We start from the raw sequence: 15,284 nt of genomic DNA, 5'->3' as shown, positions 1-15,284 counted from the left end.
GGTGACCACCATGTCGGCCATCGAAGCCTCGTCGAAGAAAATCGCCGAGATCATCAGCGTCATCGACGGCATCGCGTTCCAGACCAACATCCTGGCACTGAACGCCGCGGTGGAAGCCGCCCGTGCCGGCGAACAGGGCCGAGGCTTCGCCGTGGTTGCCAGCGAAGTGCGTACCCTCGCCCAGCGTTCGGCCGCTGCCGCCAAGGAGATCAAGGGCCTGATCGATGATTCGGTCGGCAAGGTCAACGACGGCTCGGCGCTGGTGCACAAGGCCGGCGCCACCATGGGCGAGATCGTCGCCTCGGTGCAGCGCGTGACCGACATCATGGCCGAGATCTCCGCCGCATCGCAGGAACAGAGCGCCGGCATCGAGCAGGTCAACCAGACCGTGGTGCAGATGGACGAAACCACGCAGCAGAATGCTGCTCTGGTGGAGGAAGCCACCGCCGCCGCCCGTGCCATGGAAGAACAGGCCGGCCACCTCAGCGAGGCCGTGTCGATCTTCGTGGTCGACGAAACCGATACCGTGGCTGCCCCCGCGCGCGCCGCCGCCCCGGCCCCGCGTGCTGCCGCACCGGCGGCACCGGCTCCGGCCGCCCCGCCCGCCCGCCGCAGCGCGGGTGGTCGCCCGATGGCCACGGAACTGGCCGACGGAGACTGGCAGGAGTTCTGATGCCTGCCTGACCTGACGGACGAAGACGCCCCGGCCCTGCGCTGGGGCGTTTTCGTTTACGGGGTATCTGGATATCCAGCCAACGGCGAAGCCCCTCGGGGTGGTCGGTCGAAGCGCTGGGTTACTGAGGGTTGGCCGAGAGGGTGGGCTGCGCAGGGGACGCCGTGAATACGTCCTTGTAGGCTCGGTCGCCGCTTGCTCGTGTGCGCTGTCCTGCGCACACGGCAAAACCGGGGTTGGGCGTCCTGCCCAACCCGCCCGAGGCATGCCTCGGGCCCATGCGGCTCACGCCCCTGCGCAACCCACCCTCCCGGCCACGGACACTTTCCGTGCGCGTCCACCCCGGATTGAAAAAAGAAGAGCAAGAGCAACAGCCGCACCGCATCCGGGGTCAGATCCGTTTTCCGCAGGAAAACGGATCTGACCCCTCTTTCCACCTGGGAACTCAACGCTCTTGCCGTCCGACACCGAAATGCCGGGAGGGCTGGGTCGGGGTGGGCTGGCGGGACCGTTGGCGCCATGGATGGCGCCATCGAGCCCCCAAGGACGGGTTTACGGCGTGTCCCGCCAGCCCACCCCGACCCAGCCACCCACTGAAAACTCATAGCCGACCAACTGCCGTTGCCGTTGCTTCAAAAGCCTGCCGCAGGCAGCGCCGCAGCCGCCGCGGCAAGGAAACCTGAATACGTTCCGACACCGCACCTCAATCCCCCGCCCCAGCGGCCGATAACGGGGTTGTCACCGCTTGTCCCGCCGTGACCGGCTCGGCGCCGCCCGCCCGTTTCGACCTGGTCCTGCTCGATGAATCTCCTGCATCGCTGGCAACACTACTTCAGCAATCTCTCCGTCCGGCGCAAGCTCAACCTGCTGACGCTGCTCATCGCGCTCGGCGTGATCGCGCTCTCGGTGATCGCCGCCCGCATGCAGTACCTGGACCTCACCGAGACCCGCAAGACCGCGCTGAAGACCCAGGTCGAACTCAGCTACGGCATCCTTCAGCACTACCACCGTCTGGCCGGCACCGGCGAACTCAGCGAGGACGCCGCGAAGAGCGCCGCGTTGCAGGCCCTGGAAGTGATGCGCGCCGAGAACGATACGTACTACTTCAACATCTACGACACCGGCTACCGCCTGCTGATGCACCCGTTCCGCAAGGACCTGGTCGGCAAGGACATGAAGGACTTCCGCACCGACGACGGCGTGCGCATCTATTACGACCAGGTCGAAGCGGCCAAGGCCGGCGGTGGCTTCGTCAACTATCGATGGGCCAAGCCGGGCAGCAAGGGCGAGGTCGAGAAGGTCGCCTACGCCGGCCTGTTCGCGCCGTGGAACTGGGTGGTCAGCAGCGGCGTCTACATGGACGACGTGCAGCGGCAGGCGCTGGTGTTCACCGCCATCATGGCGATCTCCGGTGGTGTACTGGTGCTGATCGTGCTGGCCCTGAGCTGGGTCATCGGCAACCGTATCGCGCGCCCGCTGAAGCAGGCTACCGCCGTCGCCGAAGGCATCGCCAACGGCAAGCTGGACAGCCATATCGGCCCACAGCCGCACGACGAGCCCGGCCGCCTGCTGGAGGCGATGTCCGGCATGCAGCAGCAGCTGCACGCAGTAATCAACGGCCAGCGCGAAATGGCCCGCCGCCACGATGGCGGCGAACTGAGCTACCGCATCGACGCCAGTGCGTTCCCCGGTGAGTATGGGCTGATGGTGCAGGAGACCAACGCCCTGGTCGGCAGCCACGTGCAGACCCTGCACGATGTGCTGGATGTGGTGCAGCAGTACGCGGTCGGCGACCTCAGCCGCGACATCGCGCGCTACCCAGGCGAGAAGGCCGCAATGACCACCACCGTCGACACGGTCAAGGCCAACCTCGGCCGCATCAATGCCGAGATCAAGCAGCTGGCCAGTGCCGCCGCCGCGGGCGACTTCAGCCGCCGTGGCGACGCGCAGCGCTTCGATCACGATTTCCGCCTCATGCTGGAAAACCTCAACGCGATGATGGCGGTCAGCGATGACAACCTCGGCAAGCTCTCGCAGCTGCTGTCGGCCATCGCCGAAGGTGATCTGACCGCGCGCATGCACGGCGACTACCAGGGCGTGTTCGCACGGATGCGCGACGATGCCAACACCACCGTCGCACAGCTGACCCAGATCGTCGGCCAGATCCAGGCCAGTGCTTCGAGCATCACGCTCGCCGCCGGCGAGATCGCCTCCGGCAACAGTGATCTGTCACGCCGCACCGAGCAGCAGGCCGCCAACCTGGAAGAAACCGCAGCCTCGATGGAGGAACTGACCTCCACCGTGCGCCAGAATGCCGAACACGCCCGCCAGGCCAACCAGCTCGCCATCGGCGCGCAGTCTGTTGCCTCCCAGGGCGGCAGCGTGGTCGGCCAGGTGGTCAGTACCATGTCCGCCATCGAGGCCTCGTCGAAAAAGATCGCCGAGATCATCTCGGTGATCGACGGCATCGCGTTCCAGACCAACATCCTGGCGCTGAACGCTGCCGTGGAAGCCGCGCGTGCCGGTGAACAGGGTCGCGGCTTCGCCGTGGTCGCCAGCGAAGTGCGTACCCTCGCCCAGCGTTCGGCCGCTGCGGCCAAGGAGATCAAGGGCCTGATCGACGACTCGGTGGGCAAGGTCGCCGAAGGCTCCAGCCTGGTGCACCAGGCCGGCAGCACGATGGGCGAGATCGTCGCCTCGGTGCAGCGCGTGACCGACATCATGGCCGAGATCTCTGCCGCTTCGCAGGAGCAGAGCGCCGGCATCGAGCAGGTCAACCAGACCGTGGTGCAGATGGACGAAACCACTCAGCAGAACGCTGCGCTGGTGGAGGAAGCCACCGCCGCCGCGCGTGCGATGGAAGACCAGGCCGCGCAGCTGGCCGATGCCGTGGCGATCTTCCGCCTCGACAACCAGGTCTCCGCCGCAGTGAAGGCTGTCGCCGAACGCGTGGAATCGGCGTGCATCACCACCGTGGCACGTCCGCAGCCGACCGGAACGCCCGCGCCGGTACGTCGCAGCAGCAACGCCCGCACCTTCGCCGCCAGCGACAGCGACTGGCAGGAATTCTGAGACCCACCCGCAGCGGCTTCGGCCGCCGCCTCTGCCGATGGACACGTCCCCCGTGCAAAGTCCTACTCCCATCGTCACCGGCCCGCGCGAATTCGAGTTCGCCGACCGTGATTTCCGCCGCGTCTGCGACCTGATCTACCAGCGGGTGGGCATCGCCCTCGCTCCGGCCAAGCGCGACATGGTCTATGGCCGCCTGTCGCGCCGCCTGCGCACGCTGGGCATGCGCAGCTTCCAGCAGTATCTGGACCATCTGGAGCAGGAAGATGGTGACGAGTGGCAGGCGTTCACCAACGCCCTGACCACCAACCTGACCTCGTTCTTCCGCGAACCGCATCACTTCGACAAGCTGCGCGAGGAGCTGCAGCAGCGCTCCAGCCGCACACCGCTGCTGTTGTGGTCGTGCGCAGCGTCCACCGGCGAAGAACCCTATTCAATGGCGATTACCGCCTGTGAGGCCTTCGGTACGCTGAAGCCGCCGGTGCGCATCATCGCCACCGACGTCGACACCCAGGTGCTGGCCACCGCCGGCCGAGGTGTCTACAACATCGACCGTGTGACCAACCTCGACCCGGACCTGCGCCGGCGCTACTTCCAGCGCGGCAGCGGCCCCAACGAGGGCCAGTGCCGCGTGCTGCCGGCACTGCGCGAGCTGATCGAGTTCCGCCCACTGAACCTGCTTGCCCCGCGCTACGACGTCGGCGGCCCGTTCGATGCGTTGTTCTGCCGCAACGTGATGATCTACTTCGACAAACCAACCCAGCGCGCGATCCTCGGCCGGCTGGTACAGCACCTGGCCGATGACGGCCTGCTTTACACCGGACACTCGGAGAACTACCTGCACGCCGCCGACCTGATCCAGCCCTGTGGCCGCACCCTGTACCGCCGCGCGGCAAAGGCCGGTGCATGAACGCCTCGCTGCGTACCGACGATGTGATGCGCTACCAGGATGCGCGCTTCCAGACCATTGCCGCCAAGCTGCTGCCGACCCAGTACCTGGTGGTGGACGACACCACCGCGCTGACCACCACGCTGGGTTCCTGCGTGGCGGCCTGCCTGCGGGACCCGGTACTGAAGATCGGTGGCATGAACCATTTCCTGCTCCCCGAGGGCAATGCCGGCGACGGCGCGCCCGCGCGTTACGGCAGCTACGCGATGGAACTGCTGATCAACGACATGCTCAAGCGCGGCGCCCACCGCAAGCGCATCGAGGCCAAGGTGTTCGGCGGCGCCAACGTGCTCAAGGGATTCACCAGCAATCCGGTCGGTACCCGTAACGCCGAGTTCGTGCGCCAGTACCTGCAGGCCGAGCATATCCCGATCATCGCCGAGGACCTGTGCGGCATCCATCCGCGCAAGATCTGGTTCTTCGCCGATACCGGCCGCGTGGTGGTGCAGCGCCTGCCGCATGCCCACGAAGCCGAAGTGGCTGCCACCGAATCGGCCGTGCGTGCACGTCTGTCCAAGGCCCCGGTCACCGGCGGCGTGGAGTTGTTCGAATGACCCTGACCGGCAACGCCCCCTGCCGGGTCCTGATCGTCGACGACTCTGCCGTCGTGCGGCAGATGCTCACGGAAATCCTGTCCAGCGACCCGGCCATCGACGTGGTCGGCACCGCCGCAGATCCGCTGCTGGCGCGTGAGAAGATCAAGCGCCTGGCCCCGGACGTGATCACGCTTGACGTGGAAATGCCGCGCATGGACGGCCTGGCGTTCCTGGAAAACCTGATGCGGCTGCACCCGCTGCCGGTGGTGATGATTTCTTCGCTGACCGAACGCGGCGCCGACACCACGCTGCAGGCGCTGGCACTGGGCGCGGTGGACTTCGTCTCCAAGCCCAAGCTGGACGTCGCACGCGGCCTGCAGGGCTACGCCGACGAAATCATCGCCAAGGTGAAGATGGCGGCGCGCTCGCGGGTGCGACCGCTGGTGCGCGCGGCCGCCCCGAAGCTCACGCTGGACGCAGCGCCGGCAACGCGTGCTGCCTCGCCGCAGTTCCGTACCACCGACCGCCTGATCGCGATCGGCTCGTCAGCCGGTGGCACCGAAGCGCTGCGCGTGGTGCTGGAAGGCATGCCTGCCGACGCGCCCGCCGTGGTGATGACCCAGCACCTGCCGGCCAGCTTCAGCAGCGCCTTCGCCGAACGCCTGGACCGCCACTCGGCCATGGCTGTGCGCGAGGCCAGCGACGGCGAAGCGGTGCTGCCCGGCCATGCCTACCTGCCACCCGGCGGCAAGCACCTGCGCATCATCCGTGACGGTGCACGCTGGCGCTGCCGCGTCGACGACGGCCCAGCGGTGAACCGGCACAAGCCGGCGGTGGACGTGCTGTTCCGCTCGGTCGCGCAGAGCGCGGGTGGCAATGCCATCGGGGCCATCCTCACCGGCATGGGTGACGACGGCGCACGCGGCCTGCTGGAAATGCGCCAGGCCGGCGCGCCGACACTGGTGCAGGACGAGGCCACCAGCGTGGTCTGGGGCATGCCCGGTGCAGCGTTCAAACTCGGCGCCGCTGAGGAACAGGTGCCACTGGAACGGATTGCCGAGCGGCTGCTGGCGCTCGCTCGCGGCTGATAGCGCGCCCCGGCTCAAGGACTCCGCGGGCAGTAGATCCACGCCATGCGTGGATGCCTTTGTAGAGTCGAGCCGCGCTCGACTCATCGCGCATCGCACGAACAGCAGCCAAGCATGGACTCGGCGCTACAGGCCATCAGGCAACAAGAAAAGGTGCCGGCTTTCATCGGGGTTCTTCGTTTCAAGGTGCCGGCTTTCATCGGGGTTCTTCGTTTCAACGCGCTACCCGCATGTGTGCTTTGATAGCGGTATTGCACAAGGAATGCTGCACATGATCAAAGGCATATGGAAGGCCGCCCTGGCGGCCGTACTGCTTTCATTGCCACTGGCACCCGCCAGCGCCAGTGGCGATCTGTTCTACTTCGAGGCCAAGCAGGGTGATGTGTTCTTCATGCTGATGCTGGTGGGTCGCGAAGATCCCGGCGCGGTAAGCGTCAGCTGGAAAGGCCCGTCTATCCCGCCGTACCCCAACGTGCATCGCCGCTACTACATCGAATTCAACCGTGCAAAGCGCCAGGCCTACGTGCGTCCACTTGACCGTGATGGACTGCCTTGGTTCGAGATGGATGTCTCCGGTAAGAGCGGCAACGTGCTGATCGGCGGCCGTCGGCTGGAAGGCAGCGCAGACTGGACCGTGCAGTAGCGCCGGAAGCCTGAGCGTTGCGTTGTTTCCAACACGCCCAGATTTTCCATTTGGATCGCACCAGGCTCCAGCCATACCAGGCAGTCAATGGTCCGACTATTGGCTGGGACGAGGATGCAGACGCCCCAGAACGGTCCCGTCGAGCTTGATCAGCTCCAAGGTCTGATCTGTCTTCAACGTCTCAAACAGACCATCCGGTCGAGAATGAATCGATAGAAATCCCTGTTCGAACAGCGTCGTTTCTGTGTCCGGGTCAAGAAAATTAACCGTAATATCACCGGCACTGTTTCGCTCACGCACTGAAACCAGGCCTTTCGAAACATTCACGTAGCCGTAGCGGGGCGCCAGCCTCCACCGCCCCGACTCATCCAGAAGACCCCAACGGCCACGTAGTGAGAGCGCATAGACTCTTGTTCCATCCGCCAAAAAATCCGGCAAGGGATCATGCAGCGTGAAATCAGCCACCGCATTGCCACGCAGATCGAGTATGTGATACCCGGGGTCATATCCCGGCCGTTCGAATGCCGCGACCAGATTCGGACCCAATGGTCTTATTCGACGGTAGCGAGGAGGAATCAGCCAAGCACCCGTAGCATCTATTACACCCCATCCTCCATCGGCTTGGGCCAACAGCAGTTGGTCATCCAGCCCTTCCGCGGTTTGAAAAGGCGCAAGTCGGTAGTACAGGGAAGACGAGATGCTGCCATCTTCCAGCATCATGAAACGCACCCCCGCTTCGCCGGGCTTTTGATACTCGACGATCCTGCGGTTCAACGGATGCAGGCCTGCAGCGCGTTGCAGGGAGCGCAGCGACCCATCCAGGCCTACAACGTATTCATCATCTTCCGAACTGAAGATTACATACCCCACTCGTCCAGCGAACTCATCTGTCTTCATACAGTGGCCTGCAGGCGTCGGAAACATCAAACCCGCGCGCGTGAAATGCAGGCACTGGCCGTCTTCGGCTACCGCAGAAAGCAGGTACCCACCCCGACCAAACTTGAACCGATATCGACCCATGGGCGCCACTTGCACCCCGTGGGGATCCAGCACCGTGTCGTTCCCGCCCTGGGTGGCGAGCGCGAAACCCGAACTGTTGAAGGTCATCTGATCGTAGTCCTGGCGCCCTATGCCTGCCAGTGATCGATCAACCAGGCCAAAGTGGACACCATCGCGCGAAGCGATGGCCACTTCCCCCTCATGACCCACGGGACCAAAGCTACCAAAGACACTGAAAACGGGACCGGACCTGCCCTTTGCGTCAAGGAAGTGGGTCGTGCAGCGCCGCTTTTCACTGTTGCAGAGTTCTACAGCCGGGTTTCCTGCCCAGGACGCCGAGCGCAGGAGATCGATCTCGCCTTTCTCCTCAAACCGACGCACCAATCGGCCTCGTGCATTGAAGAAGTCGATTCGCGTGTACGCCTTGGGCGGGCTCCGCAGCAATACCTTGGCTTCGATCATCCCGTTGCCATGTACCTCAACCGAGTCGTAATGCGCTTCAAGGACGATACGCCCTTCTGAATTCATGACGCCCCTGTTCTCCCCCCTTTCGAAGACCGCCACCCCATTTTTGAAGGGGCGGAGGTATTGCATTCCCCGATGCTCGGCAAGTTGCCGACCGGTGCCATCCAGCACCACGCAGCGGCCCTCATGACAGAGGCCGTGGCGTGTAGTCCTGTCGAAACGTGGCGGCGGCTCGGTGGGCTGTAGCATTGCAGGCGCCGACGTTGCCCCTGCCGATGGCGCAATGGTCAGAAGTGCAGAGGCCAGCAGAATGCCCAAAGCCTGGGTGGTGACGGTGCGGCGATGGGTAGGACTGGGAGGCAGCAGGAATGAGCGGCGCATCTTGCGCAGGACCGAAATTGTGGGCATCCACGGTAGGCGCGATGCATCTCTACTGAAATGCAACTTCTACGAAAGTGGCCCGTCCACAAAAAACCCCAGGTTCTCACCGGGGGTTCTTCCTTTCAACGGGATGCCGGCCAGCGGCCGGCACTACCGCATCAGGCAGCGACCGTCTTGGCCACGTCCTGATATTCCTCGATCTGGTCGAAGTTCATGTAGCGGTAGATCTCCGCACCATTGGCGTTGATCACGCCGATGTCCGCCATGTACTCCTCCTTGGTCGGGATGCGGCCCAGGCGCGAGCAGATCGCGGCCAGCTCCGCCGAACCCAGGTACACGTTGGTGTTGCGGCCCAGGCGGTTCGGGAAGTTGCGGGTCGAGGTCGACATCGCGGTGGAACCCTCGCGGATCTGCGCCTGGTTGCCCATGCACAGCGAGCAGCCCGGCATTTCCATGCGTGCGCCGGTAGCGCCGAAGGTGCCGTACACGCCTTCCTTGGTCAGCTCCGAAGCATCCATCTTGGTCGGCGGGGCCACCCACAGGCGGGTCGGCAGGTCACGCTTGCCTTCCAGCAGCTTCGCAGCGGCACGGAAGTGCCCGATGTTGGTCATGCACGAACCGATGAACACTTCGTCGATCTTGGCACCGGCCACCTCGGACAGGGTCTTCACGTCGTCCGGGTCGTTCGGGCAGGCCACGATCGGCTCGTGGATGTCGGCCAGGTCGATCTCGATGACGGCGGCGTACTCGGCGTCCGCATCCGGCTCCAGCAGCTGCGGGTTGGCCAGCCAGGCTTCCATCTTCTCGATGCGACGCTGCAGCGAACGCGGATCCTGGTAACCCTCGGCAATCATCCACTTCAGCAGGGTAATGTTGCTGGTCAGGTACTCGATGATCGGTTCCTTGTTCAGGCGCACCGAGCAACCGGCGGCCGAACGCTCGGCCGAGGCGTCGGACAGTTCGAACGCCTGTTCGACCTTCAGCTCCGGCAAGCCTTCGATTTCCAGGATGCGGCCGGAGAAGATGTTCTTCTTGCCGGCCTTGGCCACGGTCAGCAGGCCCGACTTGATCGCGTACAGCGGGATCGCGTTGACCAGGTCACGCAGGGTCACGCCCGGCTGCATCTTGCCCTTGAAGCGCACCAGCACCGACTCCGGCATGTCCAGCGGCATCACGCCGGTGGCCGCAGCGAAGGCGACCAGGCCCGAACCGGCTGGGAACGAAATGCCCACCGGGAAACGGGTGTGCGAGTCACCACCGGTACCGACGGTGTCCGGCAGCAGCATGCGGTTGAGCCAGCTGTGGATCACGCCGTCGCCCGGGCGCAGCGAGACGCCGCCACGGGTGGAGATGAACTCCGGCAGGGTGTGGTGGGTCTTCACGTCCACCGGCTTCGGGTAGGCGGCGGTGTGGCAGAACGACTGCATCACCAGGTCGGCCGAGAAGCCCAGGCAGGCCAGGTCCTTCAGCTCGTCACGGGTCATCGGGCCGGTGGTGTCCTGCGAGCCGACCGAGGTCATCTTCGGTTCGCAGTACGTGCCCGGGCGCATGCCCTGGCCTTCCGGCAGGCCACAGGCGCGGCCGACCATCTTCTGCGCCAGCGAGAAGCCCTTGCCGGTATCGGCCGGCTGCACCGGCAGGCGGAACAGGTCGGTCGGGGCCAGGCCCAGCGCTTCGCGCGCCTTGCCGGTCAGGCCACGGCCGATGATCAGCGGGATGCGGCCACCGGCACGCACTTCGTCGAACAGCACGTCGGACTTGACCTGGAATTCGGCGATCACCTCGCCGTTCTTCAGCGCCTTGCCTTCGTACGGGCGCAGCTCGATGACGTCGCCGTGCTCCATCTTCGACACGTCCAGTTCGATCGGCAGCGCACCGGCGTCTTCCATGGTGTTGTAGAAGATCGGCGCGATCTTGCCGCCCAGGCACACGCCACCGGCACGCTTGTTCGGGATGTACGGAATGTCATCGCCGGTCCACCACAGCACGCTGTTGGTGGCCGACTTGCGCGAGGAGCCGGTACCGACCACGTCGCCGACGTAGGCGACCAGGTGGCCCTTGTCCTTCAGGTCGAGGATCTGCTGGATCGGGCCGCGCTTGCCGTCTTCTTCCGGGGTGAACGGCGCGTCGTCGCGCTTGTTCTTCAGCATCGCCAGGGCGTGCATCGGGATGTCCGGGCGGGTGGTCGCGTCCGGCGCCGGCGACAGGTCGTCGGTGTTGGTCTCGCCCGGCACCTTGAACACGGTGACGGTCAGGCTCTGCGGCACTTCCGGGTTGCTGGTGAACCACTCGGCCTCGGCCCAGCTCTGCAGCACGGCCTGGGCGTTGGCGTTGCCGGCCTTGGCCTTTTCCTGCACGTCGTGGAAGGCGTCGAACACCAGCAGGGTCTTCTTCAGGCCGTTGGCGGCGATGGTGCCGACGCTGGCGTCGTCCAGCAGCTGCACCAGCGGGGCGACGTTGTAACCGCCGAGCATGGTGCCCAGCAGTTCGGTGGCGCGCTCGCGGCTGATCAGCGGGTTCTGCTCGCTGCCCAGCGCGATCGCCGCCAGGTACGACGCCTTGACCTTGGCCGCGTCATCGACGCCGGCCGGCACGCGGTGGGTCAGCAGGTCGAGCAGGAACTCGGCCTCGCCCTGCGGCGGGTTCTTCAGCAGTTCGATGACATCGGCCGTCTGCTGCGCGCTCAGCGGCAGCGGCGGGATGCCAAGCGCAGCGCGCTCGGCGACGTGGTGGCGGTAGGCTTCCAACATGACAACTCCCGGGTAATGCGTAGGTTGAAATAACAAAGTGGGCTCAGGCGTGCGGCACGATCAGCTTCAGGCCCTTGAAGTAGTCGCGGTAAAACGTGTCGTTCCAGGTGATCAGGCCGTCACACTGCAGCAGTGCGTGGGCGCCGACCATGAATTCGTCCAGGCTGCGGCGGCTGCCGCCACGCTGGCGATGACGGCGGTGCATCTCGCCGGCGCGCAGCGCCGACTTGGCTTCCATCGGGTTGAAGTGCACGCCCATTTCTTCCAGCGCTTCGAGCACCTCGGCGCCGCCGCGCAGCGATGCGCAGACCTCGGCCAGGGTTGCGCCGCAGACCACCACACGGCCACCCACCAGGCTCTGCCGGAGGATGGCCTCCACGGCATCGGCCTGCGGACCATTGCTGAGCAGCTCGACCAGCACCGGTGAATCGACGGCGATCATCACGGCTTATTCCTCGTCACGCACCGCGCGTACCGCTGCGTCGGAGGATTCGAAGCCGTCCAGCGCGAACTTGCCGCGCGCCCGTGAAATGGCATCGTCAACACTCTTGCGCAGGATGATGCGGCTGCCGTCCAGCTCGACCTTCAGCAGCGTGCCCTTGGTCAGGCCGAGGGCATCACGCACCGCCTTGGGCAGGGTGATCTGTCCGCGTTCTGCAACAGTGGCTTCCATCGGTAGGCCCTCCAGAGTATGCACAAATTATACATACTTCCTTGGGCATACTTCCACCCTGAACAGGACCGGCACCCCGCCAGCCCTTGCCTCGCAAAGGATCGGCCACAAACGTGACATACGCCATACACCCTCCCCTGTAGTCTGGAACCGATGCCGCAGGCCGAACCCGGCCCGGGTGAATCCATTCAGTTTCGGGTTCATACTGGAACTTCCGGGGCCACCAGGCCACCGGCGACCGCAAGCAGGTCCGCCCATGCGCGGGCCACTGCAAGCCATCCGCAAGAAGGAGTTACCCCGCATGAGCGATTCGTTCTCCACCCGCAGCCAGCTGAACGTCGGCGGCAAGACGTACGACTACTTCAGCCTGCCCACGCTGGGCCAGCGCTTCGATATCTCCCACCTGCCCTACTCGATGAAGATCCTGCTGGAGAACCTGCTCCGGCACGAGGATGGCGGCATCACCGTCGGCAAGGACCACATCGAAGCCGTGGCCCGCTGGAATCCGGCGGCCGAGCCGGACACCGAAATCGCCTTCATGCCCGCACGCGTGGTCCTGCAGGACTTCACCGGCGTGCCCTGCGTGGTCGACCTGGCCGCGATGCGCGACGCCGTCGTCAAGCTCGGCGGCAAGCCGGAGCAGATCAATCCGCAGATTCCCTCCGAACTGGTCATCGACCACTCGGTGCAGGTCGATGTGTTCGGCAAGCCCGACGCGCTGGACCTCAACGGCAAGATCGAGTTCCAGCGCAACCAGGAACGCTACGGCTTCCTGCGCTGGGGCCAGAAGGCCTTCGACAACTTCAAGGTGGTGCCGCCCAACACCGGCATCGTGCACCAGGTGAACCTGGAAAACCTGGCTCGCGTGGTGATGACTGCGGAGAAGGATGGCAAGGCCGTGGCCTACCCGGATACCGTGTTCGGTACCGACAGCCACACCACCATGATCAACGGCATCGGCGTGCTGGGCTGGGGCGTGGGCGGCATCGAAGCGGAGGCCGCCATGCTCGGCCAGCCATCGTCGATGCTGATCCCGCAGGTGGTCGGCTTCAAGCTGACCGGCAAGCTGCCCGAGGGCGCCACCGCCACCGACCTGGTGCTGACCGTTACCCAGATGCTGCGCAAGCTGGGCGTGGTCGGCAAGTTCGTCGAGTTCTACGGTGATGGCCTGCAGCACCTGCCGCTGGCCGACCGCGCCACCATCGGCAACATGGCCCCGGAATACGGCGCCACCTGCGGCATCTTCCCGATCGACGCCGAATCGCTGAACTACCTGCGCCTGTCCGGCCGCAGCGAAGAGCAGATCAACCTGGTCGAGGCCTATGCCAAAGCGCAAGGACTGTGGCACGAACCGGGCAGCCCGCATGCCCAGTACAGCACCACGCTGGAACTGGACATGGGCACGGTGAAGCCGTCGCTGGCCGGCCCGAAGCGTCCTCAGGACCGCGTCCTGCTCGAAGACGTGCAGAAGAACTACCGCGAAGCGCTGGTCGGCCTGACCGCCAACCGTGACAAGCGCAGCGAGGACGTTGCCACCTTCGTCAACGAAGGCGGTGGCGCCGCGGTCGGCAACGAGCAGCTGGCCAAGGGCTTCGCCGACATCGAGATCGAAGGCCGCAAGGTGCGGCTGAAGGACGGCGCGGTGGTCATCGCTGCCATCACCTCGTGCACCAACACCTCCAACCCGGCGGTGATGATCGGCGCCGGCCTGCTGGCCCGCAACGCGGCCGCCAAGGGCCTGAACCGCCAGCCGTGGGTGAAGACCTCGCTCGGGCCGGGCTCGCGCGTGGTCACCGACTACCTGGAAAAGGCCGGCGTGCTGAAGGAGCTGGAGAAGATCGGCTTCTACGTGGTCGGCTACGGCTGCACCACCTGCATCGGCAACTCCGGCCCGCTGCCGACCGAGGTCAGCGCCGGCATCGCCGCCGGCGATCTTGTGGTCACCTCGGTGCTGTCGGGCAACCGCAACTTCGAGGGCCGCGTGCACCCCGAAGTGAAGATGAACTACCTGGCCAGCCCGCCGCTGGTGGTGGCCTACGCCATCGCCGGCACCACCGACATCGACCTGACCACCCAGCCGCTCGGTACCGGCAGCGATGGCCAGCCGGTGTTCCTGCGCGACATCTGGCCGAGCAACAAGGAAATCGGCGATGTCATCGCCGCGACCATCGGCCCGGAGATGTTCAAGCAGAACTACGCCGACGTGTTCAAGGGTGACACCCGCTGGAACACCATCGCCTCGCCGGACGGCAACCTGTACGAGTGGAGCGATGCCTCCACCTACATCAAGAACCCGCCGTACTTCGATGGCATGACCATGCAGACCGGCAGCATCGACGACGTGCATGGTGCACGCGTGATGGGCCTGTTCGGCGATTCGATCACCACCGACCACATCTCCCCGGCCGGCAACATCAAGAAGGACTCGCCGGCAGGCCGCTTCCTGCAGGAGCGCGGCGTGCAGCCGGCCGACTTCAACAGTTACGGCAGCCGCCGCGGCAACGACGACGTGATGGTCCGCGGCACCTTCGCCAACATCCGCATCAAGAACCTGATGTTCGGTGGCGAGGAAGGCGGCAACACCCTGTACTACCCGGCCGGCGGCGGTCAGCCGGAGAAGCTGGCGATCTACGATGCGGCCATGAAGTACAAGGCTGAAAAGGTGCCGCTGGTGGTGCTGGCCGGCAAGGAATACGGCACCGGCTCTTCGCGTGACTGGGCTGCCAAGGGCACCCTGCTGTTGGGAGTGAAGGCGGTCATCGCCGAGAGCTTCGAGCGCATCCACCGTTCCAACCTGGTCGGCATGGGCGTGCTGCCGCTGCAGTTCCGCAACGGCGAGAATGCGCAGAGCCTGGGCCTGGACGGCTCGGAAGTGATCGACATCACCGGCCTGCAGGACGGTGCCAGCAAGCGCGCCACGGTCACCGCGACCAAGGCCGATGGCACGAAGAAGACCTTCGAGGTGTCGGTGATGCTGCTGACCCCAAAGGAAGTCGAGTACTTCCGTCACGGTGGCCTGCTGCAGTACGTGCTGCGCCAGCTGGCCAGCAAGTAACGG

Annotated in this window: 11 protein-coding genes; 7 read left to right on the top strand and 4 right to left on the bottom strand. The window is 65.2% G+C overall.

Annotation, left to right across the window (positions count from 1 at the left end; translation table 11 throughout):
* The 6 genes from AC5P65_RS16360 to AC5P65_RS16335 form a co-directional block, all read left to right on the top strand.
* Window positions 1-673, top strand: a 673-nt coding sequence (locus tag AC5P65_RS16360; protein ID WP_495215737.1) for a methyl-accepting chemotaxis protein, incomplete at its 5' end; no start/stop codon positions are given.
* Window positions 674-1,474: 801 nt separating this feature from the next.
* Window positions 1,475-3,745, top strand: a complete 2,271-nt coding sequence (locus tag AC5P65_RS16355) for a methyl-accepting chemotaxis protein (RefSeq protein WP_021202079.1) — start codon at window positions 1,475-1,477, stop codon at window positions 3,743-3,745.
* 37 nt (window positions 3,746-3,782) lie between these two features.
* The gene (locus tag AC5P65_RS16350) at window positions 3,783-4,652 is read left to right on the top strand and encodes a CheR family methyltransferase (RefSeq protein WP_049435029.1); all 870 of its coding nucleotides are present in this window, start codon (window positions 3,783-3,785) and stop codon (window positions 4,650-4,652) included.
* Window positions 4,649-5,245, top strand: coding sequence for a chemoreceptor glutamine deamidase CheD (cheD, locus tag AC5P65_RS16345; protein ID WP_014037083.1), 597 nt, complete (start codon window positions 4,649-4,651; stop codon window positions 5,243-5,245). The genes AC5P65_RS16350 and cheD overlap by 4 nt, the downstream gene beginning before the upstream one ends.
* Window positions 5,242-6,315 (top strand): protein-glutamate methylesterase/protein-glutamine glutaminase, encoded by a 1,074-nt coding sequence (locus AC5P65_RS16340; protein WP_021202077.1) that lies wholly within the window; start codon window positions 5,242-5,244, stop codon window positions 6,313-6,315. The genes cheD and AC5P65_RS16340 overlap by 4 nt, the downstream gene beginning before the upstream one ends.
* A 271-nt stretch (window positions 6,316-6,586) precedes the next feature.
* Window positions 6,587-6,958, top strand: a complete 372-nt coding sequence (locus tag AC5P65_RS16335) for a hypothetical protein (RefSeq protein WP_134731698.1) — start codon at window positions 6,587-6,589, stop codon at window positions 6,956-6,958.
* Window positions 6,959-7,054: 96 nt separating this feature from the next.
* Here AC5P65_RS16335 and AC5P65_RS16330 read toward each other — a convergent pair whose 3' ends face one another.
* The 4 genes from AC5P65_RS16330 to AC5P65_RS16315 form a co-directional block, all read right to left on the bottom strand.
* A complete protein-coding gene (locus tag AC5P65_RS16330) occupies window positions 7,055-8,803 on the bottom strand; it encodes a WG repeat-containing protein (protein WP_181451817.1) in 1,749 nt (582 codons plus the stop codon).
* Window positions 8,804-8,961: 158 nt separating this feature from the next.
* Entirely contained in the window at window positions 8,962-11,553 is a 2,592-nt protein-coding gene (gene acnB / locus AC5P65_RS16325; protein WP_111097827.1) for a bifunctional aconitate hydratase 2/2-methylisocitrate dehydratase, read from the bottom strand.
* A gap of 43 nt (window positions 11,554-11,596) precedes the next feature.
* Window positions 11,597-11,995 (bottom strand): type II toxin-antitoxin system VapC family toxin, encoded by a 399-nt coding sequence (locus tag AC5P65_RS16320; RefSeq protein ID WP_005416402.1) that lies wholly within the window; start codon window positions 11,993-11,995, stop codon window positions 11,597-11,599.
* Window positions 11,996-12,001: 6 nt separating this feature from the next.
* Entirely contained in the window at window positions 12,002-12,226 is a 225-nt protein-coding gene (locus AC5P65_RS16315) for an AbrB/MazE/SpoVT family DNA-binding domain-containing protein (RefSeq protein ID WP_005409505.1), read from the bottom strand.
* A 301-nt stretch (window positions 12,227-12,527) separates the two neighbouring features.
* On the opposite strand from AC5P65_RS16315, the gene acnA reads away from it, so the two are divergent.
* A complete protein-coding gene (gene acnA, locus AC5P65_RS16310; protein ID WP_111097828.1) occupies window positions 12,528-15,281 on the top strand; it encodes an aconitate hydratase AcnA in 2,754 nt (917 codons plus the stop codon).
* Window positions 15,282-15,284 lie beyond the last annotated feature (3 nt).

The organism is Stenotrophomonas sp. YJH_SMC_48-3 (assembly GCF_059369375.1).
Note: the sequence above shows the minus strand (reverse complement) of the source record. Positions and strands in the feature narration are given on the sequence as shown.

Bases quoted from the DNA above. Each gene is read 5' to 3' on its own strand.
- AC5P65_RS16340 (WP_021202077.1), top strand. From the start codon at position 5,242: ATGACCCTGACCGGCAACGCCCCCTGCCGGGTCCTGATCGTCGACGAC.
- AC5P65_RS16315 (WP_005409505.1), bottom strand. From the start codon at position 12,226: ATGGAAGCCACTGTTGCAGAACGCGGACAGATCACCCTGCCCAAGGCG.
- AC5P65_RS16335 (WP_134731698.1), top strand. From the start codon at position 6,587: ATGATCAAAGGCATATGGAAGGCCGCCCTGGCGGCCGTACTGCTTTCA.
- AC5P65_RS16355 (WP_021202079.1), top strand. From the start codon at position 1,475: ATGAATCTCCTGCATCGCTGGCAACACTACTTCAGCAATCTCTCCGTC.
- cheD (WP_014037083.1), top strand. From the start codon at position 4,649: ATGAACGCCTCGCTGCGTACCGACGATGTGATGCGCTACCAGGATGCG.
- AC5P65_RS16320 (WP_005416402.1), bottom strand. From the start codon at position 11,995: ATGATCGCCGTCGATTCACCGGTGCTGGTCGAGCTGCTCAGCAATGGT.
- acnA (WP_111097828.1), top strand. From the start codon at position 12,528: ATGAGCGATTCGTTCTCCACCCGCAGCCAGCTGAACGTCGGCGGCAAG.
- acnB (WP_111097827.1), bottom strand. From the start codon at position 11,553: ATGTTGGAAGCCTACCGCCACCACGTCGCCGAGCGCGCTGCGCTTGGC.
- AC5P65_RS16350 (WP_049435029.1), top strand. From the start codon at position 3,783: ATGGACACGTCCCCCGTGCAAAGTCCTACTCCCATCGTCACCGGCCCG.
- AC5P65_RS16330 (WP_181451817.1), bottom strand. From the start codon at position 8,803: ATGCGCCGCTCATTCCTGCTGCCTCCCAGTCCTACCCATCGCCGCACC.